At 71.5% G+C, this 22855-nt stretch carries 22 protein-coding genes and 1 tRNA gene; 13 read left to right on the top strand and 10 right to left on the bottom strand.

Annotated features, from left to right (window positions below; genetic code table 11):
- Positions 1 to 2 precede the first annotated feature (2 nt).
- Positions 3 to 452 carry a metallopeptidase family protein gene (locus IFT51_RS01690; protein WP_192058474.1) on the bottom strand — a complete coding sequence of 150 codons (450 nt, stop codon included), beginning with the start codon at positions 450 to 452 and terminating at the stop codon, positions 3 to 5.
- A 61-nt stretch (positions 453 to 513) separates the two neighbouring features.
- Here IFT51_RS01690 and IFT51_RS01685 point away from each other — a divergent pair, with 61 nt between their 5' ends.
- The 3 genes from IFT51_RS01685 to IFT51_RS01675 all read left to right on the top strand — a co-directional run bounded on the left by IFT51_RS01685 (position 514) and on the right by IFT51_RS01675 (position 2539).
- Positions 514 to 726, top strand: coding sequence for a DUF3499 family protein (locus tag IFT51_RS01685; protein ID WP_192058472.1), 213 nt, complete (start codon positions 514 to 516; stop codon positions 724 to 726).
- The gene (locus IFT51_RS01680) at positions 716 to 2134 is read left to right on the top strand and encodes a phosphomannomutase/phosphoglucomutase (RefSeq protein ID WP_192058470.1); all 1419 of its coding nucleotides are present in this window, start codon (positions 716 to 718) and stop codon (positions 2132 to 2134) included. Before IFT51_RS01685 ends, IFT51_RS01680 begins: the two co-directional genes overlap by 11 nt.
- 153 nt (positions 2135 to 2287) lie before the next feature.
- Entirely contained in the window at positions 2288 to 2539 is a 252-nt protein-coding gene (locus IFT51_RS01675; RefSeq protein WP_371740668.1) for a metal-sensitive transcriptional regulator, read from the top strand.
- Position 2540: 1 nt separating this feature from the next.
- Here IFT51_RS01675 and IFT51_RS01670 read toward each other — a convergent pair whose 3' ends face one another.
- Complete coding sequence (locus IFT51_RS01670; protein WP_192058465.1) at positions 2541 to 3425, bottom strand: RDD family protein; 885 nt, start codon at positions 3423 to 3425, stop codon at positions 2541 to 2543.
- Positions 3426 to 3443: 18 nt separating this feature from the next.
- Between IFT51_RS01670 and IFT51_RS01665 the strand changes: the two genes are divergently transcribed.
- Positions 3444 to 4439 (top strand): stage II sporulation protein M, encoded by a 996-nt coding sequence (locus IFT51_RS01665; protein WP_192058462.1) that lies wholly within the window; start codon positions 3444 to 3446, stop codon positions 4437 to 4439.
- Here the strand turns inward: IFT51_RS01665 and IFT51_RS01660 are convergent.
- From IFT51_RS01660 to IFT51_RS01640, 5 genes are all read right to left on the bottom strand, one after another.
- On the bottom strand, positions 4436 to 5728 hold the full coding sequence (locus IFT51_RS01660; RefSeq protein ID WP_192058460.1) for a DUF58 domain-containing protein: 1293 nt from the start codon (positions 5726 to 5728) through the stop codon (positions 4436 to 4438). The two genes, IFT51_RS01665 and IFT51_RS01660, sit on opposite strands and share 4 nt — an antisense overlap.
- Positions 5729 to 5730: 2 nt before the next feature.
- Positions 5731 to 6684 carry a MoxR family ATPase gene (locus IFT51_RS01655; RefSeq protein WP_192058458.1) on the bottom strand — a complete coding sequence of 318 codons (954 nt, stop codon included), beginning with the start codon at positions 6682 to 6684 and terminating at the stop codon, positions 5731 to 5733.
- A 79-nt stretch (positions 6685 to 6763) separates the two neighbouring features.
- A complete protein-coding gene (locus IFT51_RS01650; RefSeq protein ID WP_192058455.1) occupies positions 6764 to 7939 on the bottom strand; it encodes a DUF4350 domain-containing protein in 1176 nt (391 codons plus the stop codon).
- Positions 7936 to 8607, bottom strand: coding sequence for a DUF4129 domain-containing protein (locus tag IFT51_RS15465; RefSeq protein ID WP_192058453.1), 672 nt, complete (start codon positions 8605 to 8607; stop codon positions 7936 to 7938). The genes IFT51_RS01650 and IFT51_RS15465 overlap by 4 nt, the downstream gene beginning before the upstream one ends.
- Positions 8604 to 9761: a glycerophosphoryl diester phosphodiesterase membrane domain-containing protein gene (locus IFT51_RS01640; RefSeq protein WP_192058451.1), complete on the bottom strand. Its 1158-nt coding sequence runs from the start codon at positions 9759 to 9761 to the stop codon at positions 8604 to 8606. Before IFT51_RS01640 ends, IFT51_RS15465 begins: the two co-directional genes overlap by 4 nt.
- A gap of 152 nt (positions 9762 to 9913) precedes the next feature.
- On the opposite strand from IFT51_RS01640, the gene mtrA reads away from it, so the two are divergent.
- From mtrA to secA, 6 genes are all read left to right on the top strand, one after another.
- Positions 9914 to 10594, top strand: a complete 681-nt coding sequence (gene mtrA / locus IFT51_RS01635) for an MtrAB system response regulator MtrA (protein WP_192058449.1) — start codon at positions 9914 to 9916, stop codon at positions 10592 to 10594.
- A 96-nt stretch (positions 10595 to 10690) separates the two neighbouring features.
- Positions 10691 to 12310, top strand: a complete 1620-nt coding sequence (gene mtrB / locus IFT51_RS01630) for an MtrAB system histidine kinase MtrB (RefSeq protein WP_192058447.1) — start codon at positions 10691 to 10693, stop codon at positions 12308 to 12310.
- Positions 12307 to 13995 (top strand): LpqB family beta-propeller domain-containing protein, encoded by a 1689-nt coding sequence (locus IFT51_RS01625; RefSeq protein WP_192058445.1) that lies wholly within the window; start codon positions 12307 to 12309, stop codon positions 13993 to 13995. The genes mtrB and IFT51_RS01625 overlap by 4 nt, the downstream gene beginning before the upstream one ends.
- A gap of 105 nt (positions 13996 to 14100) precedes the next feature.
- Positions 14101 to 14748: a ComF family protein gene (locus tag IFT51_RS01620; protein WP_192058443.1), complete on the top strand. Its 648-nt coding sequence runs from the start codon at positions 14101 to 14103 to the stop codon at positions 14746 to 14748.
- A 155-nt stretch (positions 14749 to 14903) separates the two neighbouring features.
- The gene (gene hpf, locus IFT51_RS01615) at positions 14904 to 15617 is read left to right on the top strand and encodes a ribosome hibernation-promoting factor, HPF/YfiA family (RefSeq protein ID WP_192058441.1); all 714 of its coding nucleotides are present in this window, start codon (positions 14904 to 14906) and stop codon (positions 15615 to 15617) included.
- Positions 15618 to 15840: 223 nt separating this feature from the next.
- Entirely contained in the window at positions 15841 to 18681 is a 2841-nt protein-coding gene (gene secA / locus IFT51_RS01610) for a preprotein translocase subunit SecA (RefSeq protein ID WP_192058439.1), read from the top strand.
- An 89-nt stretch (positions 18682 to 18770) separates the two neighbouring features.
- Here secA and IFT51_RS01605 read toward each other — a convergent pair whose 3' ends face one another.
- Positions 18771 to 19142, bottom strand: a complete 372-nt coding sequence (locus IFT51_RS01605; protein ID WP_206758084.1) for an Rv3235 family protein — start codon at positions 19140 to 19142, stop codon at positions 18771 to 18773.
- A 272-nt stretch (positions 19143 to 19414) separates the two neighbouring features.
- On the opposite strand from IFT51_RS01605, the gene IFT51_RS01600 reads away from it, so the two are divergent.
- Positions 19415 to 20908: a sensor histidine kinase gene (locus IFT51_RS01600; protein WP_192058435.1), complete on the top strand. Its 1494-nt coding sequence runs from the start codon at positions 19415 to 19417 to the stop codon at positions 20906 to 20908.
- Positions 20909 to 21015: 107 nt separating this feature from the next.
- Here the strand turns inward: IFT51_RS01600 and IFT51_RS01595 are convergent, their stop codons facing one another.
- Positions 21016 to 21264, bottom strand: coding sequence for a WhiB family transcriptional regulator (locus IFT51_RS01595; protein WP_055796236.1), 249 nt, complete (start codon positions 21262 to 21264; stop codon positions 21016 to 21018).
- Positions 21265 to 21431: 167 nt separating this feature from the next.
- Between IFT51_RS01595 and IFT51_RS01590 the strand changes: the two genes are divergently transcribed.
- Positions 21432 to 21890 carry a hypothetical protein gene (locus IFT51_RS01590; RefSeq protein WP_192058433.1) on the top strand — a complete coding sequence of 153 codons (459 nt, stop codon included), beginning with the start codon at positions 21432 to 21434 and terminating at the stop codon, positions 21888 to 21890.
- Between the two features lie 40 nt (positions 21891 to 21930).
- On the opposite strand, the gene bcp is transcribed toward IFT51_RS01590, so the two are convergent.
- Complete coding sequence (gene bcp / locus IFT51_RS01585) at positions 21931 to 22401, bottom strand: thioredoxin-dependent thiol peroxidase (protein WP_192058431.1); 471 nt, start codon at positions 22399 to 22401, stop codon at positions 21931 to 21933.
- A 97-nt stretch (positions 22402 to 22498) separates the two neighbouring features.
- Here bcp and IFT51_RS01580 point away from each other — a divergent pair.
- Positions 22499 to 22571: transfer RNA gene (locus IFT51_RS01580), tRNA-Lys, on the top strand.
- The last annotated feature ends 284 nt before the right edge of the window (positions 22572 to 22855 follow it).

Below are 22855 nucleotides of genomic sequence, written 5' to 3'. Positions count from 1 at the left end.
GCTCACTGGTCGCGCCAGCGGTCCGGCGCGAGCTCCCACGGGTCCTTGCCGAGCAGTTCGGCCACGGCGCGGAACACGTGGCCTTCGACGAGCACCCGGTGGTCCCAGTCGCCGTCGGGCGAGGACCGGTGCTCGTGCGCGGGCGCGAGTCGTTCGATCGGCAGACGGTAGAGGAGGACCCGGCGGGCCTGGCGGTCGACGAGCCAGCGCTCGACGCGGGTCCGATCGGGCTCGGCCGGAAGACCGGCCACCTCGAAGGTCACGCCCTCGAGCTCGTCGGGCCAGAGCTCGCGCAGGTAGTCGGCGGTCGAGGCGACGATGTCGTCGAACAGGTCCACCCGCGTGCGGAGGAACGGCAGATGCGGACCGGCCGCCGACGAACGGAGCCCCCGTCCGTGACGGTCGCGGTGACGCGAGCGATCGGTGACGCGGACGTGATGTGGCCTGGCCATCCCGTCATGCTAGCCCGCGGCGCGGACCTGCCCCCGGCGGTACGCACTAGTCTCGTGTCCGATGAACGCGCGTCCCTGCAGCAAGGTCACCTGCCACCGCGAGGCGGCGGCGACCCTGACATACGTGTACTCCGACCAGATGGTGGTCGTCGGCCCGCTGAGCGGCGTCGTCGAACCCCACGGATACGACCTCTGCGAGCGACACGCATCGACGTTGTCGGTTCCGCAGGGGTGGGAGGTCCTGCGCCGGGTAGTTTTGGGGAATGACATCTGAGAGCCCCGACCTCACCGCCTTCGTGAAGACCTACGACGTCAGGGGGCTCGTCGGCAGCCAGCTGACCGACGAGGTCGTCGAGGCCTTCGGTGCGGCCTTCGCCGACGAGATCGAGGCCGCCGGCTCCGAGCTCGTCGTCGGCCACGACATGCGCGACTCCTCGCCCGCCTTCGCCGCCGCCTTCGCCCGGGGGGCTCGCGCCCGTGGCGCGGACGTCGTCGCGCTCGGGCTCTGCTCGACCGACGAGTCGTACTTCGCCTCGGGTTCGCTGTCGGCTCCGGCCGCGATGTTCACGGCCAGCCACAACCCGGCCAGCTACAACGGCATCAAGATGAGCCGTGCGGGTGCCCAGGGCATCAGTCTCGACACCGGGCTGGCGTCGATCCGCGACCGCGCCTCCTCGTATCTCGACGGCGGCATCGAGGCCGTCGCCGAGCCGGGCGGGATCCGCGAGTACGACGCGCTGGGCGACTACGCCGCGTACCTCCGTCGACTCGTCGACCTGTCGACCATCCGGCCGATCAAGGTCGTCGTCGACGCGGGCAACGGCATGGGCGGGCTGACCGTCCCGGCCGTGCTCGGCACCGCCGCGGGGCTCGCCGAGCTGCCGATCGAGATCGTGCCGATGTACTTCGAGCTCGACGGCACGTTCCCCAACCACGAGGCGAACCCGCTCGAGCCCGCGAACCTCGTCGACCTGCAGAAGGCCGTCGTCGAGCACGGCGCCGACCTGGGGCTCGCCTTCGACGGCGACGCCGACCGCTGCTTCGTCGTCGACGAGAACGGCGACGCGGTCACCCCGTCGGCTGTGGCGGCCATCGTCGCGGTGCGCGAGATCGCGCGCGTACGGGCCCTCGAGCCCGACGCCGACATCGCCGTCATCCACAACCTCATCACCTCGCGGGCCGTGCCCGAGGCCATCGAGGCAGCGGGCGCGACGCCGGTCCGCACCCGGGTGGGGCATTCGCTGATCAAAGACGAGATGCGCGAGACCGGCGCGATCTTCGGCGGCGAGCACTCGGCGCACTACTACTTCCGCGACTTCTGGGGTGCCGACAACGGCATGCTCGCCGCCATGCACGTGCTGGCCGAGTTCGGTTCGCAGGGCGAGCCGCTGTCGACGCTCACGGACCGCTACACGCCGTACTCGGCGAGCGGCGAGATCAACTCGACGGTCACCGACGTGCCCGCCGCCTACGCGCGCATCGTCGACGCCTACGCGGGGGTCGGCGACTTCGACGAGCTCGACGGTCTCACGGTGAACGGCGCGTCCGACGAGGGCGGCTTCTGGTGGTTCAACGTGCGCCCCTCGAACACCGAGCCGTTGCTGCGTCTCAACGCCGAGGCGGCCACCGAGCCCGAGATGATCCGCGTCCGCGACGACGTGCTGCGCCTCATCCGCGGTTAGTCTGTACCCCCAGGGGGTATCCGCCGGTCGGGTGCGGCGGGCCCGCCGGCCCGCTCGCCCCACCCGGTGATCGATGGACGAGGAGGCGCGGTGACGGACCACGAGACCGCCAGCCCGGCACAGCACGTCGGCTACAGCGGCGACAAGGAGCAGATCCTCAAGCGCCTGCGTCGCGCCGAGGGGCAGGTCAGGGGCATCCAGCGGATGGTCGACGACGACACCTACTGCATCGACGTGCTGACCCAGGTCAGCGCGGCGACCAAGGCGCTCGAGACGGTCGCCCTGCAGCTCCTCGACGACCATCTCGCGCACTGCGTGGCCGAGGCGGCCCGAGAGGGCGGCGAGATCGCCGATCAGCGCATCCGCGAGGCCTCGGCGGCCATCGCGCGTCTCGTCCGCTCGTAGGTCAGCGCCGGGGGAACCCGGGGACGGTGCCGGTCAGGGCCGGTTCGAGACGGGCCAGCGTCGCGGCCTCGCGGGCGAGGGCGGTCGACTCACGTTCGCGGCGGAGCACCGCGACTGCGGTCAACCAGAGCTGGGGATCCACGTCGGGCACCGGCGAGACGTGGGCCCGGACCTCGTCGGCGAGCTCGGCGGCCACCCGGAGCCGACTCGACGGGATGAGGCGCGAGCCCTGCTGCACGAACGCGGCGACCCGTCGGGCCGTGCCCTCGGGCAGCCGGGCGACGTCGGCGATCGAGGCCCAGCCGGCGAGCTCGGGCGGCATCACGGCGATGACGCGGCTGTCTCTGGCCAGTCTCTCGTTGCGGCTGTACGTGCCCGCCATCAGATCGCCGAGACGTCGGGACGAGCCGTTGAGCAGGCCGACCACGACCGCGAGCCCCCCGGTCGTGAGGACGATCTCGAGCAGCCCGACGAGCGACCGGGTGAGGGCGTGCCGGAAGCCGATCGCGCCTCCGTCGACTCGGACGATCCGGGCGCCGACGACCAGGCGCCCGAGCGAGCGACCGTGCGACACCGTCTCGACGACGGCGGGGACGATGATGAGGCCGAAAGCGACGGAGCCGATAACGAAGGCCTGCGAGAGCGCGTCGTCGAGCACGCCCGCCTCGTTCAGCAGCCCCACCAGGACGATCAGCCCGACGACCGAGGTCGCGTACACGAGGTAGTCGATGATCACGCCCGCACCCCGCAGGACGATGCTCGTGGGGCGGAGGTCGAGGGCCACGGCCTCGCCGGTCACGAGCTCGTCGCCGCCCGCCGTGAACGTCTCGACCTGGTCGGCGCGCAGGGCCACCGGGGAGGCGCGTGGTGGCGTGCGGCGAGGCATGCCTAGTATCTAATCAGAATGGACATCGACGCCTACGCCGCAGCCCACGGTCACGACTGGGCCGAGCTCGACCGTCTGGCGCGCCGTCGGCGACTCACGGGCGACGAGGCGGACCGGCTCGTCGCGCTGTACCAGTCCGGTGCCGGCGAGCTGTCTGCGCTCACGACGGCCACCGGCGACTCGCCGGCCGCCGACCGGCTGTCGATGACCCTGTCGCATGCCCGGCTGCGATTCACCGGCGCGGGTCGGAACGTCCTCCGGCAGCTGCCGACCTTCTTCTGGGCGCAGCTGCCCGCGGCCCTCTACCGGGTCCGCTGGGCGTCGATCGCGGTGGCGCTGGCGACCGCGATCGTGGCGACCGTGTTCGCCGTCTGGGCGGCGCAGAACCCGGCCGTCCTGGCGTCGTTCGGGTCGGAGGAGTTCCGGCGCCAGTTCGCCGAGCAGGACTTCGTGCAGTACTACTCCGAGAGCGCCTCCACCTCGTTCACGGGGCAGGTGTGGACGAACAACGCCTACATCGCCGCCCAGTGCGTGGCCTTCGGCATCACCGGCGTCTGGGTGCCCTACGTCGTGTTCGGCAACGCCGTGAACCTGGGGGTCTCGGCCGGCATCATGGCCGATCAGGGTCGGCTCGACTACTTCTTCCTGTACATCGCCCCCCACGGCCAGCTCGAGCTCTACAGCATCTTCGTCGCCGCCGCGGCCGGGCTCATGATCTTCTGGTCCTGGGTCGCCCCGGGCGCCCGCACCAGGGGTCAGGCGCTGGCCGAAGACGGTCGGGCCCTCATCACGATCGCCGTCGGGCTGGTGCTCGCCCTGCTCGTGTCCGGGGTCATCGAGGGGTTCGTGACCCGTCAGGCCTGGCCCTGGCCGGTGAAGATCGGCATCGGGACGATCGCCCTGCTGGCGTTCCTGGCCTACCAGTGGGTGCTGGGCGGTCGTGCCCACCGGGCGGGCGAGACCGGCGACCTCGACGAGTTCGAGGCCGGCGCGACCCGCCTCGTCTCGGCCTAGAGCCGCCCCGCGGCCTTCAGGGCGAGGTACCGGTCGGCCAGAGCGGGCGGCAGGTCGGCCGGGGCGGCCATCACGACGTCGGCGCCCGACTGGAGCAGAGCCGTCCGGACTCTCGCGCCGTCGAGGCGGGCGCGCTCGGCGGCGGCCGCGTGGTAGACGGCGTCGCGGGAGCTCCGATCGACGCTCAGCGCCTCGAGCGCGGGATCGGCCACGGAGGCCACCACGACGAGGTGCTGCCGGGTCAGCTGGGGGAGGGCGGCGAGCAGCGCCCGCGCGGAGCCGGGGCTGTCGACCGTCGTCGCGATCACGACGAGCGCGCGCTGCGTGGTGACCGATCGCACGATGCCGGGCAGGGCGGCCCAGTCGGTCTCGACCAGTTCGGGGTCGAGGGGGGCCATGGCGGTCACCATGGACGACAGCAGGGCGGGCCCGGTGGTGCCCTGCACCCTGGCCCGGACCCGGCGGTCCACGACCACGAGATCGACCCGGTCGCCCGCTCGGGAGGCCAGGGCGCCGAGCAGCAGCGCCGACTCGAACGCGGTGTCCAGGCGGGGCTCGTCGTCGATCCGGGCGGCGGAGGTGCGGCCGCTGTCGACGATCACGACGACCCGACGGTCGCGCTCGGGTCGCCAGGTGCGGACGACGGCCTCGTCGCGCCGGGCCGTCGCGCGCCAGTCGATCGACCGCACGTCGTCGCCGCGCACGTACTCGCGGAGACTGTCGAACTCGGTGCCCTGCCCGCGGATCATCACGCTCGTGCGACCGTCGAGCTCGCGGAGACGGGCCAGCCTCGACGGCAGGTGCTTGCGCGACGAGAAGCGCGGCAGCACCTGCACCGAGCCGGGCACGGCGTGAGTCGCCTGGCGGCCCGCGAGCCGGAGGGGGCCGACGGTGCGGAGGGTCACGGAGTCGGCGAGCCGCTCGCCGCGGCGGAACGGGGTCAGCGTCGTCGTGAACGTCGTGGCCGCCCCCGGTCGGAGGTGGAGACGACGTCGGGTCGGCGAGGCGCCCGCCGACGGCTGCCAGGCGTCGCGCAGCTGCCCGCGGATAGTTCGACGTCCGTCGTTCGAGATCGTCAGGCGGGCCGTCGTGCTCTCGCCCAGCCGGATCGGCCCGGGTAGCCCCCGATGGAGGCCCAGGGCTCGCGCGGACCCCGCGAGGGCGACGTCGAGCCCGGTCAGGGCGCCGACGACGACGAGCCAGACGACGAGCGCCCAGGGGCTCTCCGTCGCGATGACGGGAACGACCCCGAGGGCGACGAGCGCGACGAACCATCCGGTGACGGCCATGGCTAGATCGGCACCCTGACCTGCTGGAGGACCGATCGGACGACGCTGTCGGCGTCGACGCCCTCCAGCTCGGCCTCGGGGCGCAGCTTCAGCCGGTGCCTGAGCACCGGCAGCGCCATGGCCTGCACGTGGTCGGGGGTGATGCGGTCGAACCCCGTCAGCCAGGCCCAGGCCTTCGCCGCCGCGAGCAGTGCGGTCGAGCCGCGCGGGCTCACGCCGACGACGACCGACGGGCTCTCACGGGTCGCGCGGGCCAGGTCGACGATGTAGGCGAGCACGTCGGGGGAGGCTCCGACCCGGCCGACCTCGGCCTGGGCCCGCGCGAGGTCGTCGGGGCCGAGGACGGGCGTGACCCCCGCCGCCCGCAGGTCGCGGGGCGAGAAGCCCGCCGCGTGTCGACCGAGCACCTCGACCTCGGCGTCGCGCGGGGGCAGATCGAGGGTCAGCTTCATCAGGAAGCGGTCGAGCTGCGCCTCGGGCAGCGTGTACGTGCCCTCGTATTCGATCGGGTTCATCGTCGCCGCCACGATGAAGGGGGTCGGGAGGGGACGGCTGACCCCGTCGACCGAGACCTGGCGCTCCTCCATCGCCTCCAGCAGTGCGGACTGGGTCTTCGGCGGCGTCCGGTTGATCTCGTCCGCCAGGAGCACGTTCGTGAAGACGGGCCCCGGTCGGAACTCGAACTCGCCGGCCTTCGCGTCGTAGACGAGCGAGCCCGTGATGTCGCCGGGCATCAGATCGGGGGTGAACTGCACGCGCGAGGTGTCGAGCGACATCGAGTGGCCGAGGGCGCGCACGAGCAGGGTCTTCGCGACGCCGGGCACGCCCTCGAGCAGCACGTGCCCCTGGGCGAGCAGCGTGACGATGAGACCGGTCACGGCGCCGTCCTGGGCGACGACGGCCTTGCCGACTTCGACGCGGACTCGCGAGAAGGTCTGCTGGAGGTCTGAGGTCATGTCGTGCTCTTCTCCGGGTGGTGGTGGTCGTCTGCGGATGGGGGAGGCGCGGGGGGAAGCCGAGGAGGCGCGGCGCCGGTCACGAGGGAGCCACCGCCGCCCGCACGGCCCGCTCCAGATCGAGGAGCGCGTCGCTGAGCGAGAGCAGCTCGCGGTCGTCGGCCGGGTCAGCGTCGAGGAGGACGTGGCGGAGCGCCGCCGGCGGGGCCGAGACCAGCGGTGCGACCCGGTCGACGATCTCGTCGACCGACGCGCCGGCGGCCAGCCCGGTGAGGCGTGAGAGGCGACCCAGCGTCCCGATGCGCAGCTGGTCGAGGGCGTGCCGTCGGTCGCCGGATCTCTCGTACAGCCGTGCCCGCCCCTCGGTGGTCTCGGCGGCCTTCACCGTGACCGGCAGCCGCTCGACGACGAGGGGGCCGAGGCGGCGGCCCCGCCAGACCATGGCGGCGACGCCGGTCAGCAGCAGGACGACGAGCGCCGGGGTGACCCACGACGGGGTGAGCGTGGCGAGCGTGCCCTCGCCCTCGGGCAGATCGGTCGCACTCGGCAGGTACCAGACGAGCTCGGGCGAGCCGCCGAGCAGCGCGAGGGCGTAGGCGGCGTTGTCGTCCGAGCCGACCTCCTCGTTGGTGAGCGCCGTGGTCGCGCCGACGACCGTGACCGTCGAGTCGGGCCCGGCGAGCTCGACGAGGCCGAGGCCGGCATCGGTCGGGAGGCACGCGGCCGTGTCGGAGTCGCGGGAGCCGGAGTCGTCGATCGCGTAGGCGACCCCGCCGGCGTCGACCCGGTCGACGCGCGACAGGATCTCGACGTCGCAACGGGGCGCCACGACGTCGTCGTCGGACGGACCGGCCTCCGTCACCCCGGGCGCGATGGAGTCGAGCGCGGTCTGCGAGGGGGCGAGCAGCACGAGCGGGGCCCCGGTGCCGGCGAGTCGGGCCCACTGCGAGTCGGTGACGAATCCGTCGGCGTCGTCGACGACGATCGCGGTGCGTGTCGGGTCGGTCGATCTCGACAGGGTGTCGGCGAGCGACGTCGTCACCGTCACGCCGACGCCCTCGTCCCGGAGCACCTCGACGACGGCCTTCGCCCCGGCCGGAGCGGCGTTCTCGGGCCCGAGCGGTCGTCCGCCCGTGCCGCCGCCGACCCCGAGCAGGGTGACGACGATCGCACCCGCGAGCCCCACCGCCGCCAGGGCGATCCAGACCCGCGCCGAACGCAGTCGGGCCCCGAGCGTGGGGGTGACGACGCTCATGCGTCCGCCCGTACCGTGTCGCGGCCGGCAGACCGTGCAGGGGGCTGCTCGCTCGACAGGATCCGGTCGAGCTCGGCGACGGCCCGGTAGTCGTCTTCGGAGCCGGTGCGACCCAGATAGCGGACCTCGTCGAAGGCCCGGGCCGCGGCCCTGGAGGCCCGCTCGTGCTCGGGGAACACCGCCGAGGCGCGCGCACCCACGCCGTTCGCCGTGGTGCCGGGGGACGTCTCGATCAGCCCTCGATCGACGAGTGCGCGCGTCAGACCGCGGAACGCCTCGGCGATCGCGGTCGCGTGATCGCCTCGGGCGGCGGCCGCCCGGGCCGCGCGGCGCAGGGTGTCGGCGTCGCGCTCGTCGTCGACGCCGAACACGGAACCCGAAGAGGCCGACCGGCGGTCGAGCCGGGGTCTGCCGTAGACGACGAAGACCACGACCACGACGCCCACCAGGACGATCAGGGCGACGAGGAGCCCGGCCGCCGGTGCGCCGTCGACCCCGCCGAACCGGATGCCCTCGATCCAGTCCCAGACGGACTGCGCCGCGCGGTCGAGCCAGGTCGGTCGGGCGGCGACGTAGTCGGCGCCGGTCAGTTCGCGGAGCAGCGCGCGTCGGGCGTCGTCCGGCTCGGGCAGCAGCGGGGCGGCGGCCGACACCGTCGTCGTGATCACCGAGGGGACGCCCCCGCGTGGTCGTGCGCGTCGCTCGGAGTGCGGAACGGGTCGAGGCCGGTCGGGTCGGAGGCGTGCTCGTCCATGCTCCGTGCCAGCTCGAGATCGAGGCCCTCGAGACGCATGCGGCGGTCGACGTAGACGAGACCGACCGAAGCGGCCTGGACGACCGAGCCGATCGCCGTCACCACGGAGGTCACGAGGATGGTCAGCAGGTAGCCGATGCCCGTGACGACGAGCGAGGTCGGGTCGAGGGTGTCGCCCGTGGGCGCGAGGGTGCCGCCGAGCAGGGCGAACAGGATCGAGAACGGGGTCGCGACCACCTGCGCGGCGACCTGGATCATGACGAAGACGAGAGCGACGATGCCGAAGGTCCGCCAGAAGTCGCCGCGCACGAGCGACCACGATCGGGCCACGGCGGTGCGCAGCGTGGTGCGCTCGAGCATCAGCGTGCTCGGCACGAGGCACAGCCGCACCGTGAGCCAGACACCGAGGGCCGTGGCTCCGAGCCCCGCGAGCAGACCGGCGCCGATGCCGATTCCGATGCTGGGGCCCGTCCCGATGACGACGCCGAGGGTGACGATCGCGGCGACGACCGCCAGGGCGACGATCGTCGCCAGGGCGACGAGGGCCGACCAGCCGATCAGGGCGCCGATGCGCCCCCTGGCCAGGGCGAGCAGACCGCCCAGCCGGAGACGCTCGCCCCGGATCTGCCGCGAGGTCTCGAGCACGAAGAGCCCCTGGAGGACCGAGCTCACGACGAGCGACAGGGCAGCCGGGACGAGCGCCGAGAGCAGGATGAGGGCGATGGCGCCCGAGGTCACCGTCTCGAGGTCGGAGGGACGGGCCGATTCGATCCGGTCGAAGGCGGCGAACGTGGCGGCGCCGACGGCCCCCGCCGTGACGATCGCGACGACGACCTGGGCGAGCAGCGCCGTGCCGAACGTCGTCCGGGGGTTGCGTCGGAAGACCTGGAACGACGCCCCGAGGATCTCGCCGAAGGTGAGCGGGCGCAGCGGCACGAGACCGGGCTTGGCCGGAGGGGTCCAGCCCGCCTGCGGGGGGAGCGGTGCGGATTCGGGGGCGACGCGTTCGCCCCAGCGAGGGCCGTCGTCGGCGCCGCCGGGGGCCGCCCAGTCGTTCGGATCGGTCATTCGTCCCCCCGGGTCGTCCACCGCCGAGGTCGTCCTCGCGTCTCCCGCCATGTTTCCATAGCGGAGGCGAGGGTGCCAGCCGATGCGCGCCTCCTGCAGTAATCTGATCCGACGTGCCGCCTTCCGAGCGGCCCATCCCGAAGACGGAGACCATGACCCCGCGCATCCTCGTGGTCGACGACGACCCCGCTCTGGCCGAGATGATCGGCATCGTCCTCCGGGCCGACGAGTTCGAGCCCCACTTCTGCAGCGACGGCAGCGCGGCGCTCGACGCCTTCCACAACTCGAGCCCGGACCTCGTGCTGCTCGACCTGATGCTGCCGGGCATGGACGGCCTCGAGGTCTGCCGCGCGATCCGCGCCGAGAGCGGCGTCCCGATCATCATGCTGACCGCCAAGGGCGACACGGTCGACGTGGTCAAGGGCCTCGAGAGCGGCGCCGACGACTACGTGGTCAAGCCGTTCAACCCGAAAGAGCTCGTCGCCCGCATCCGCACCCGCCTGCGCCCGGCGACCGAGCCCACCAACGACGTCCTCACCGTCGGCGACCTGCGTGTCGACGTCGCCGCCCACGAGGTGCGACGCGGCGAGACGGCGATCCCGTTGACGCCGCTCGAGTTCGAGCTGCTGCTCGCACTCGCGTCGAAGCCCCAGCAGGTGTTCACGCGCGAGATGCTGCTCGAGCAGGTCTGGGGCTACCACTACAAGGCCGACACGCGTCTGGTGAACGTCCACGTTCAGCGCCTCCGGGCCAAGGTCGAGCACGATCCCGACAACCCGCGCATCGTCACGACCGTGCGCGGCGTGGGGTACCGGGCCGGTTCGAGCACGTGACGGCGTGCACGGGTCGCGGTCGCCCGTGAGCTCCACGAGCTCGGCGGGCTCACCCGGCGCGACGGGCCCCCGGGTCCCCGTGGGCGCAGCCGGGCGATGACGTCGCCGCGCCTGGCCCTCCCCGGGGCGACGGTCCGACGGCTCGCCGTCGTGGGTCGCCGGCTCAGCCACGTCTGGCGCTCGTCGCTCGAGCTCCGCACCGTCGCCCTCACCGTGGTGCTCGCGGGGGTGGGCGCGTCGATCATCGCGGCGTCGATCTCGGTCAGCATCGGCGCGAACCTGTTCGATCAGCGTCGCGACCAGGTGCAGTCCGAGTCGCTGCGGGCGACCCTGCTGGCGCAGAGCATCTTCGACTCGGCGACGGCCACCGAAGACGCCGACCAGGTCGAGCTCGACTCGTTGCAGAACGAGGCCCAGAGCGCGATCCTCGGCTCGACGTCGAGCCCGGGCGGCACCCGCATCGCCATCCTCCGCACGCCGGGTCAGACCACCGCCCGCACCATCCAGAACATCGCCAGCCCCGACTTCCCTGCCGACGTCATCACATCCGACCTCCGTCGCCAGGTGGCCGCCGACACCGGGTCGCTGGCCCTGCAGTCGGTGTCGCTGGCGTCGACCTCAGGAGGCGCGGCGCCGGGCATCGCCGTCGGTTCGACCCTGCAGGTGCCCACCGCGGGCCAGTACGAGCTCTACCTCGTGTACGACCTCGGCGACGCCGAGGCCACCCTCGCCCTGATGCAGAGGACCCTCGCCATCGGCTCGATCGCCCTCGTCGCGCTGATCGCCCTCATCACGTACGCCGTCGTCCGGCTCGTCGTCGCACCCGTGCGGGTGGCGGCCGAGACGAGCCAGAAGATCGCCGCCGGTCATCTCGAGGAGCGCATCCCCGAGAAGGGCGAGGACGTCGTGGCGACGCTCGGGCGGTCGTTCAACGGCATGGCCGACGCCATGCAGAGGCAGATCTCGCAGCTCGCCGAACTGTCGAGGGTGCAGCAGCGCTTCGTCAGCGACGTGTCGCACGAGCTGCGGACTCCGCTCACCACCATCCGTCTCGCCGGCGACGTGCTCTACGACCAGCGCGAGGGCTTCAGCCCGTCGGCCGCGCGCACCACCGAGCTGCTGCACACCCAGGTGGACCGCTTCGAACTGCTCCTCGCCGACCTCCTCGAGATCTCCCGGTTCGACGCGGGCGCCGTCGAGCTCGAGCTCGAGCGCATCACCCTCGTGCGACTCGTCGAGGACGGCGTCGCCGAGTACGAGCCCCTGGCGGCCGAGACGGGCAGCGAGATCGAGATCGTCGCCCGGGGCGGCTACTTCGAGACGGAGGTCGACGCCCGTCGCGTCCGCCGCATCTTCCGCAACCTGCTCGGCAACGCGATCGAGCACGGTGAGGGGCGCCCGATCACCGTCGAGGTCGACTCCGACCCGGACTCCGTCGCGATCGCCGTCCACGACCACGGGGTGGGCATGACCGAGGCCGACGCCGAGCGCGTCTTCGACCGCTTCTGGCGGGCCGACCCGTCACGCCGTCGGACGATCGGGGGCACGGGTCTCGGGCTGGCGATCAGCCTGGAGGACGCCGTGCTGCACGGCGGGCGCATCGACGTGTGGTCGAGACCCGGCGAGGGCAGCCGCTTCGTCATGACGCTGCCCCGCGTCGTCGGGCGGCCGGTCGCCTCGTGGCCCCTGCCCATCCGCCCGGAAGGACTCTCATGACCGGTCGGATCTCCCGACGCCCCGCGGCCCTCGCCGTGGCCGCCTCGGTCGTCGCCGTGCTCGTCGGCTGCGCGGGGATCCCCGACAGCGGCTCCGTGCAGCAGGGCGAGCCCATCACGAGCGACGTGGTCGACAGCGACGTCGTCTACACGCCGAACGGCCCCTCCGTCGGCAGCTCGCAGGAGCAGCTCCTCAACGGCTTCCTCGCCGCGGGCACGGGGCCGCAGAACGACTACGCCGTCGCGCGGCAGTTCCTCTCGACGGGGTTCGCCGACGGTTGGGACCCTCGGGCGAGCGTCACCGTCCGCCCGGGGACGGGCACCACGACCCGGGTCTCGGACACCGAGCTCGACTACACGTTCGTCGACTCGGCGACGGTCGACGACGACGGGCGCTACGCCCCCGCGACGTCGTCCGTCCCGACGACCCTCGGCTACCGGTTCGTGCAGGAGGACGGCCAGTGGCGCATCAGCGACGCGCCCGACGGGATCGTGCTCACCCCGGCGACCTTCCAGTCGGTCTTCCGCGCCCATTCGGTCTACTTCTACGACCCGACCTTCACCTACCTGGTCCCCGACGAACGGTGGTTCCTGGCGCGCTCCTCGACGGGCACGCGCATCGCCAGCGCGCTGCTCTCCGGTCCGTCGCCGTGGCTGCAGGGCGCCGTCGTCTCGGCGTTCCCCGACGGCACGAGGCTGTCGCTCACCGCCATCACCGTGGAGGACGGCACGGCACGGGTCGACCTCACGGCCGACGCCCTCGGGGCCGCGGCGGACGCCCGGGCCCGCATGCAGGCGCAGCTGCTGGCGAGCTTCTCCAGCGTCGCGGCGATCACCAGGGTCGAGCTGAGCGTCGAGTCGACGGTGCTCGAGGTGCCCGACCTGGGCTCCGACTCGCCCCTCAGAGATCCGACCGTCGACGCGCGACCCCTCGTCGTCGCCGACGGGATCCTCGGCTTCGCGTCGCGGAGCTCGGTGAGCGAGCTCGACGGGCTGTCGTCCGCCGTGGCCGATCTCGGCGCGACGTCCGTCGAGCTGTCCGGAGACCAGTCCTCCGCCGCCGTCGCGACCCCGGAGGGGGCAGTGCTCGCGAGGGCCGACGGCAGCACGCGCCTCCTCGACGCGCGCCCCGGTCTCGTGCCGCCGACCCTCGACGACCGGGGCTTCGTCTGGAGCGTCCCCGAGAGCGACCCCGAGGGTCTCCGCGCCATCGGCGCCGACGGCGTGTCGCACCGGGTCGTCTCGTCGCTGCCGGGCGGCGCCGACGTGGTCGCCCTCCGCGTCTCGCGCGACGGCACCCGCGTCCTCGCCCTCCTCGACGACGACGGCGACGCGCGGATCCTCGTCGCCGCCGTCGTCCGAGACGCGGACGGCATCCCCACGGCCCTCGGCGAGGCGCTCGAGCTGGCGGCCCCCACGGGGGTGCCCGTCGATGCGACCTGGGCCGATCAGTCGTCGGTCGCCGTCCTCACCCGAGCGGGCGACGAACCGCAGGTCACCGTCTCCGAGGTCGGCGGACCGGCCACCTCGCGGGGCAGGCCGCCCGGCGACCCCGACACGATCGTCGGCGGCAACGGTCTGGCCCGTCTGCAGGTCCGCACCTCCGACGGGACCGTTCTCGAGCCCCGCGGCAGCAGCTGGCAGGACAGCGGCGTCCGAGCCGATCTGCTCGGCACCCAGCGCTGATCCCGACCCGGCGCCTCTCCTCCCCGGCGGGCCGAGGTCCGCGCCTGCTGTGGACGACTCCCGTCGCGGCGCGGACCCCGCCGGCGGGCCGGGCACGCTGGGGGCATGACGACTCGAACCGCCCTCCGCGAGGCCCTGTCCGTCGTGTCCCCGGTGGCCTGCGCGGGGTGCGCTGCGCCCGACGTCGAACTCTGCACCGACTGCCGCGTGCGACTGGAGCCGGCGGTCCGATCGCGCACCCTCGTCACCGGGCTCCGGGTGGTGTCGGGACTCGACTACGAGTTCGAGGTGCGCCGCGCGGTCATCGCCTTCAAGCAGCAGGGCAGGCTCCGGCTCGCGCGATGGCTGGCCCCCGCTCTGCGGGCGGCGCTCGCCGAGGCCTGCCCGCCGGGTGCGCCGCCGCTGCTCATCGCCGTGCCCGCCTCGAGGGCGGGCCTCCGGAGGCGCGGGTTCGATCCCGTGGGTCTGCTCGCCCGCGAGGCGGGGCTGGTCCTCGCACCGCGCCTCCTGAAGTCCGTCGTCGGTGCGGGCGGTTCGCAGAAGCACCGCGACCGGGTGCAGCGGCACCGCGATCGATTGGGCAGCCTCCGGGCTGCCGCCGATCTGACAGGACGTCGAGTGCTGCTCGTGGACGACGTCGTCACGACCGGATCGACGCTGCTCGAGGCGGAACGTGCGCTCGTGACGAACGGGGCGACCGTCGTCGGGGCCGCCTGTCTGGCGTCCACGCCGCTCACCGGGAGACGGCTGTGACCGATCGACAGAGGGCATTCGAATCCGCTGGAGAACGGGCGACTCGGTGGACACGGGGTGACGGGCGGGGGCCGTCACGGTTACGGTGGGGCAAACGGCGTGAAAGAACACTCGCCTGGCTGACAGGCGGCACGTCTTAGCCAAAGGAGGTCGTCATGGAAATTTCCGTCACGGGTCGAAACGTCGGGATCACCGATCGTTTCCGCGACTACGCCACTGACAAGGCCGACAAGGTGGCGCAACTCGCCACCAAAGCCCTGGCACTCGAGATCAAGGTCTCGAGGCACCACGAGAAGTCGAGCGGTCAGGCGGGAGACGACCGCGTCGAGCTCACCCTCATCGGACCGGGTCCGCTCGTGCGCGCCGAGTCGACGGCCGGCGACAAGTACGTCGCGTTCGACCTCGCCATCGCGCGTCTGCTCGAACGGGTCCGCCGGGCCAAAGACCGCAAGAAGGTGCACCGGGGCCAGCACCGACCCACGTCGCTGCACGAGGCGGCGACGTCCGACTTCAGCACGCACGGTGTGACGCCGGCCGCCGCCGAGACCCTCGACGCCGTCCGCACGGGCGCCGTCGCGGTCGTCACCGACGACGACGCGGCGACCGCGGCCGCCGAGGCGGAGGAGGACTACTGCCCCGTCGTCATCCGCTCGAAGGTGTTCGCCTCGACGCCCATGACGGTCGACGACGCGCTCTACTACATGGAGCTCGTCGGGCACGACTTCTATCTCTTCATCGACTCCGAGACCGATCGGCCGAGCGTGGTCTACCGCCGGAAGGGCTGGGACTACGGCGTCATCGGCCTCGACCAGTCGGCCCCCGAGCTGCAGGAGGTCGCCACGGCGCTCCGGGCGGGTCTGGCCGGCTGACCCGACCCACGGGGGCCCGTGAAGCGGGCCCCGACGCGGCCGCGGCTCTGCGGAGACGACGAGGCTCTCGCCTTGCCGGCTCCCAGGGCCGCGGCCGCTAGTCTTGTTACCATTCTGTGCTCGTCCGTCCGCGGGTCGAGCCGATCCCGGCGAGGCCCTCGGGCCCGCCTCACGGGGTGCGCGGGTCTCTTCGCGTGCTCGACCGAAACACAGGGAGTAACCGGTGGCCAACGTTCTCGAGAAGGTCCTTCGCGTCGGCGAGGGCCGTACCCTCCGCAGGCTCAAGGCGTACGCCAAAGCCGTCAACGAACTCGAAGACGACTTCACCACGCTCACCGACGACGAGTTGAAGAACGAGACCGTCGAGCTGCGCGAGCGCTACGCGGGCGGCGAGTCGCTCGACGATCTGCTCCCCGAGGCGTTCGCCGCCGTCCGCGAGGCCTCGAAGCGGACGCTGGGCCTCCGGCACTTCGACGTCCAGCTGATGGGCGGCGCCGCCCTGCACCTGGGCAACATCGCCGAGATGAAGACCGGTGAGGGCAAGACCCTCGTCGCGACGACCGCGGCCTACCTGAACGCGATCGCCTCGCGCGGCGTGCACGTGATCACCGTCAACGACTTCCTCGCCAGCTACCAGTCCGAGCTGATGGGCCGGGTGTTCCGTGCGCTCGGCATGACCACGGGCTGCATCCTCGCCGGTCAGACCCCGGCGCAGCGTCGCGAGCAGTACGCGGCCGACATCACGTACGGCACGAACAACGAGTTCGGCTTCGACTACCTGCGCGACAACATGGCGTGGCAGTCGCAGGACATGGTCCAGCGCGGCCACTTCTTCGCCGTGGTCGACGAGGTCGACTCCATCCTCATCGACGAGGCCCGGACGCCGCTCATCATCTCCGGTCCGGCCAGCGGCGAGGCGAACCGCTGGTTCGCCGAGTTCGCGACCATCGCCCGCCGCCTCGTGTCGGGTGTCGACTTCGAGGTGGACGAGAAGAAGCGCACCGTCGGCGTGCTCGAGCCCGGCATCGAGAAGGTCGAGGACTACCTCGGCATCGACAACCTGTACGAGTCGGCCAACACGCCGCTCATCTCGTTCCTCAACAACGCGATCAAGGCCGACGCGCTGTTCAAGCGCGACAAGGACTACGTCGTCATCAACGGCGAGGTCCTGATCGTCGACGAGCACACCGGTCGCATCCTGAGCGGGCGCCGCTACAACGAGGGCATCCACCAGGCGATCGAGGCGAAGGAGGGGGTCGAGGTCAAGGCCGAGAACCAGACGCTCGCCACGGTCACCCTGCAGAACTACTTCCGCCTCTACAAGAAGCTCTCCGGCATGACGGGCACGGCCGAGACCGAGGCCGCCGAGTTCATGAGCACCTACAAGCTCGGCGTCGTCCCCATCCCGACGAACCGTCCGATGCAGCGCATCGACCAGACCGACCTCGTCTACAAGAACGAGACGGCGAAGTTCGACCAGGTCGTCGAAGACATCGTCGAGCGTCACGCGAAGAACCAGCCCGTGCTGGTCGGCACGACGAGCGTCGAGAAGAGCGAGTACCTCTCTCGTCTCCTCGCCAAGAAGGGCGTCAAGCACGAGGTCCTGAACGCCAAGAACCACGCCCGCGAAGCCGCTATCGTCGCCCAGGCGGGGCGGGCCGGGGCCGTCACCGTGGCCACCAACATGGCCGGTCGCGGTACCGACATCATGCTCGGTGGCAACGCTGAGTTCCTCGCGGTGGCGGAGATGAACGCCAAGGGTCTCAGCCCGGTCGACACCCCCGACGAGTACGAGGCCGCATGGGACGCCGTCTTCGCGTCGCACAAAGAGGCCGTGGCCGAAGAGGCCGCGAAGGTCATCGAGGCCGGCGGGCTGTACGTCCTCGGGACGGAGCGCCACGAGTCCCGCCGCATCGACAACCAGCTGCGCGGGCGCAGCGGACGTCAGGGCGACCCGGGAGAGAGCCGCTTCTACCTGTCGCTGACCGACGACCTCATGCGTCTGTTCAACTCGGGCGCCGCCGAGTCGCTGATGGGCCGGGGCAATGTGCCCGACGACCTCGCCATCGAGAACAAGATCGTCGGACGCGCCATCCGGTCGGCGCAGTCGCAGGTGGAGTCGCGCAACGCCGAGATCCGCAAGAACGTCCTCAAATACGACGACGTCCTCAACCGTCAGCGCGAGGCCATCTACGGCGACCGCCGGCACATCCTCGAGGGAGACGACCTCCAGGACCGTGCCTCGAAGTTCCTGGACGACGTGGTCAACGAGGTCATCGACCAGCACACCGGCGAGGGCAGCCCCGACGACTGGGACCTCGACGCGCTGTGGACGGAGCTCCGCACGCTGTACCCGATCTCGATCACGATCGACGAGGTCATCACGGAGGCCGGCTCGAAGGGCAAGGCCACCCGTGACTTCCTCGGCCAGGAGATCCTCTCCGACGCCAAGGTGGCGTACAAGACCCGTGAGGAGTCGCTCGGCGAGGCGGCGATGCGCGAACTGGAGCGTCGTGTCGTCCTGTCGGTCATCGACCGCAGATGGCGCGACCACCTGTACGAGATGGACTACCTGAAAGACGGCATCGGTCTGCGTGCCATGGCGCAGCGCGACCCGCTGGTCGAGTACCAGCGCGAGGGCTACGCGCTCTTCCAGAGCATGATGGGCCAGATCCGCGAGGAGTCCGTGGGCTTCCTGTTCAACCTCGAGGTCGAGGTGCAGGGGCAGGTCGACTCCGAGAAGGCCCCCGTCATCGCCGCGAAGGGTCTCGGCAACGAGCAGGCCCCGCCCGCGCTCGAGTACTCGGCCCCGAACATCGACGGCGAGGTCGAGGTGCGCGACCAGAAGGGTCGTCTCGAGAAGGCGGCGACGGCGCGGGCCCAGCGACAGCAGGACACCGCCGAGCGCACGACCGCCCCCGAGGTCGCCGCGGCACGCGCCGCGAGCGGTCCGGCGCCGGCCGCGGCGGGCAAGGGCGCCTTCGGTCAGAAGACCGGTGGCGACGAGCCCGCGCCCGTGAACCGGGCCGAGCGCCGCGCCGCAGGCAAGAAGGCCTCCGACTAGACGTCAGGTCGAGCAGCAGAAGGAGGCGCACCCGCTCAGGCGGGTGCGCCTCCTTCTCTCGTCCGCTCTGGCGGATGTCGCTCTGTCGCTCAGAGGATGTGCAGGGCGCTGGCGCGCCAACGACCTCGGACGGTCTCGAGTCGCACGGCGACGCCACGGCTGCGGCCGCGACCGTGGACGACGACGACCGCCTCGACGATGCCGGGGGAGGGCTCGGCGATGTGGACGCGCCCGAATCGCAGGATCGGTCGATGTCTGCGGACGCCGTGGGCCAGTCGGGCCTGCGTCGAGACCCTTACCCGGTTGCGCAGCGTGGCGAAGACGTCGGCGGTGACCCATCGCGCCAGCTGGTCGATGTCGCGGGCGCCCGCCATGACCTCCAGCACCGATCTGGCCAGCGCCTCGACGGCGGCTTCGGCGGTGATGGGTCGGACATTCGACGACAGGGAGTCTGGCGACACTGCGGCGAGTGCCCCGCACCCCTCGACGGCGCTGAGATGGCGCACGGGTGCGATCGTCGCCGTCGGCGTGTCGCCGCCCCCGGACTCGGGCTCGACGCGGGGCGGAGGGGTGGCTGGTGAGGAACGTGGCATGGTGCTCGAACTTTCGTGAAAGCGGCTCGGACGAACACAACATATGACATTCGGTATTGATTTGCTAGGGACAGGCCGATCTGTGGAGAACTCGTGTCGCACCGATTTTCCGTGATCGCGGCTCGACTTAGACTGGGGCGGTGTCGACGCTCAGTGATCTCGTACTCGCCCAGGGCCGCTCCAGCGAAGCGGACATCGAGTGGCTGCACCTGCTCGTCGGCGACTGGCAGCTGCTGGCCGACCTGGCGTTCGCCGACATGGTCCTGTGGGTGCCGACCCAGACCGGCAGTTTCGTGGCCGTCGCCCACGCGCGGCCGTCGAGCAGTGCGACGCTCTTCTACCGCGACTTCGTGGGGCAGGAGGTCCGGCCCGAGTGGCGGGTGCAGATCGACTCGGCCTTCTCGTCGACCCGCATCGTCGACTCGGCGGCCCCCGACTGGTACGAGGAGACCCCGACCCGAGTCCGGGCCGTCCCCGTGCTGCGTCGTCTCGGCGCCAGCCGCCCCGACGTGACCGAGGCTCCGATCGCCGTCATCACACGGCATACGAACCTCAGCGAGGCCCGCACCCCGAGTCGTCAAGAGCTCACCTTCAATCAGTGCGCCAACGACCTCTTCGCCATGATCGCCGCGGGCGACTTCCCCGATCTCGGTGCGCCCACCGGGCCTCGTCGGGGCGCCCCCCGCGCCTCCGACGGGCTGCTCCGGCTCGACGTCGACGGCACGGTCACCTTCGCGAGTCCCAACGGCCTGTCGGCCTTCAACCGGATGGGCTTCGACGGCGAGCTCGAGGGCGAGTCGTTGGCGGAGGTCACCACGAACCTGCTGCAGGGCAAGCTCGTCATCGACGAGTCGCTGCCTCTGGTCGTCACCGGGCGCGCCCCGTGGCGGACGGACATCGAGGCGCGCGGCGTGACGGTCTCGCTGAGGGCCATCCCGCTGCGCGACCGTGGTGACCGGATGGGCGCGATCGTCCTCTGCCGCGACGTCACGGAGCTGCGGCACCAGGAGCGCGAGCTCATCACCAAAGACGCGACGATCCGTGAGATCCACCACCGTGTGAAGAACAACCTGCAGACGGTGGCGTCGCTGCTCCGCATCCAGGCCCGACGGACGCACACCGATGTCGCCCGCGAGGCTCTGACCCAGGCCATGCGCCGGGTGGCCTCCATCGCCGTGGTGCATGACACGCTGTCCGAGGGGCTGAGCCAGAACGTCGACTTCGACACCGTCTTCGATCGCGTCCTGATGCTCATCGCCGAGGTCGCCTCGAGTCACAACACGACGGTCCGGCCCGCGCTGGTGGGCAGTTTCGGTGCGCTGCCGAGCGAGTACGCCACCCCGCTGGCGCTGGCGCTGACCGAGCTCGTCACGAACGCCGTCGAGCACGGTCTCGACGGTCGCGACGGCGAGGTGCAGATCGTCGCCGAACGCGACGACGAGCAGTTGACCGTCAAGGTGCGCGACAACGGCGTGGGTCTCCCCGAGGGCAAGGTCGGCTCCGGGCTCGGCACCCAGATCGTCCGCACTCTCATCCAGGGCGAGCTCGGGGGCACCATCGACTGGCACACGCTCGTCGGCAGCGGCACCGAGGTCACCATCGAGATCCCGTTCCGCTGGCTCACGCAGCCCTGAGCGGCTGTCAGCGCCTTCTGCGACGACGAAGAGAGGCCGGCTCCCCATGGGGGAGCCGGCCTCTCTTCGCCGTCCGGATGGCCGAGGCCACCCGACGACGGGTTCGTCTAGCTGGCGCGGCGGGCGCGGGCGGCGCGGCGCTTGAGCGCGCGGCGCTCGTCTTCGCTGAGGCCGCCCCAGACGCCGGAGTCCTGGCTGGTCTCGAGCGCGTACTGCAGGCACGTCTCGGTGACGGTGCACCGGCCGCAGACGGTCTTCGCCTTGTCGATCTGGTCGACGGCGGGGCCGGTGTTGCCCACGGGGAAGAACAGCTCCGGGTCTGCGGTCAGGCAGGCGGCCTTGTCACGCCAATCCATCGATGGGTACTCCTTTAAATGCTGAACCGGCGCAACGAAGCACCGGTTCCGGATGGGGGAAAGAGAAAGAATTCGGGAGGCGCGCACGGCCGTGTGCACGTCACTTCGACCTCGAATATGGTCGCATACTGGTACGGCCAAATCAAGGATTTTGTGGAGGGCGACGCATGAGCGGAGCGGCTGAGAACGACCCGGCGACGCCGACAGATCCGTCTGCCGACCGGCGGCGCCCCGCCCTGCTGTGGCTGCTGATCGTGCTCCTCGTCGGCGAGCTCGCCGTCGTGGCGTCCGCCGCCGGCTACCTGCTCGTCGAACTCGTCGTCGAGACGCCGTCGTCGTACGCGTCGGCCGTCGCCGTGCTCGTGCTGACCCTGATGGCGACCGCCTGGATCGGCTCCATCGTGGTCGGCGCCTTCCGTGGTCGAGCCTGGATCCGCGGTGCGGCCATCGTGTGGCAGGTGCTGCAGATCGCGGTCGGCGTCGGCAGCCTGCAGGGCACGTTCGCCAACCCGACCATCGGCCTCTGGCTCATCGTGCCGGCCGTGCTCGTCGTCGTGCTGCTGCTCACCCCGTCGGTGGTCGCGGCCACGTCCCGCCGCGACGACGTGCCGCCCCGCACCTACTGACCGGACGGTGCAGGAGGCGCGGGGCGGCGACAGGGGGGGGTCAGTCGAGCGCGAGCTTCTTCCGCAGCGACGCCACGTGCCCCGTCGCCTTCACGTTGTAGAGCGGCAGCACGACGGCACCCTCACCGTCGACGACGAACGTCGAGCGGATGGTGCCGGTGACGATGCGTCCGTAGCTGTTCTTCTCGCCGTAGGCGCCGTACGCCTCGTGCACCGCGAGGCCGGGGTCGCTCAGCAGCGGGAAGTTCAAGCCCTGCTCGTCCTTGAATCGACGGAGCGCCTCCGGGGCGTCCTTCGACACGCCGAGCACCTGGTAGCCGGCCGACTTCAGCGAATTGATGTTGTCGCGGAAGTCGCACGCCTCGGTCGTGCAGCCGGGCGTCGATGCCGCCGGGTAGAAGTACACGATGACGTTCTGCCCCGCGAAGTCCGACAGCGAGACAGGCGAACCGCTCTCGTCGTCCAGGGTGAAGGTCGGCGCCGGGGCGCCCTTCTCGAGTCTCGTGGCCATGATGCTCCGATCTGAGGGCGCGCGAGGCGCCCGGGTGTTCAAGTGGGGTCAGAACTCATGCTAATGTTGGTCCTCGTTGCGGGGCATACCGCGGCGCGCACCTCTAGCTCAATTGGCAGAGCAACTGACTCTTAATCAGTGGGTTCTCGGTTCAAGTCCGAGGGGGTGCACGAAAAATGGGTCCCCCGTGTTCATCAGTCGATGAAGCGGGGGATTTTTCGTCGTGCCGGTCTGGTCGGCTCCGCCGACGTGCGGCCTGGGGCCGCGCGGGGTGGGGGTGCTTTGCCGCCAGGTGCGTGTTGCTCGGGGGCGACGTCGCTTCGCTCGTCGCGGTGCGGCTTCGCTTCGCTGGCCGCGGGGTGGGGGCGGGGCGACGTCGCTTCGCTCGTCGCGGGGGCTGGGGGCGCGGGAGCGGGACGGAGGAGGGCGGAGTCCGTCCCGCTCGCGGCGGGGG

It is taken from the genome of Frigoribacterium sp. CFBP 13712 (assembly GCF_014842255.1).
Classification (GTDB): domain Bacteria; phylum Actinomycetota; class Actinomycetes; order Actinomycetales; family Microbacteriaceae; genus Frigoribacterium.
This window is presented reverse-complemented; position numbering and strand designations above follow the sequence as displayed.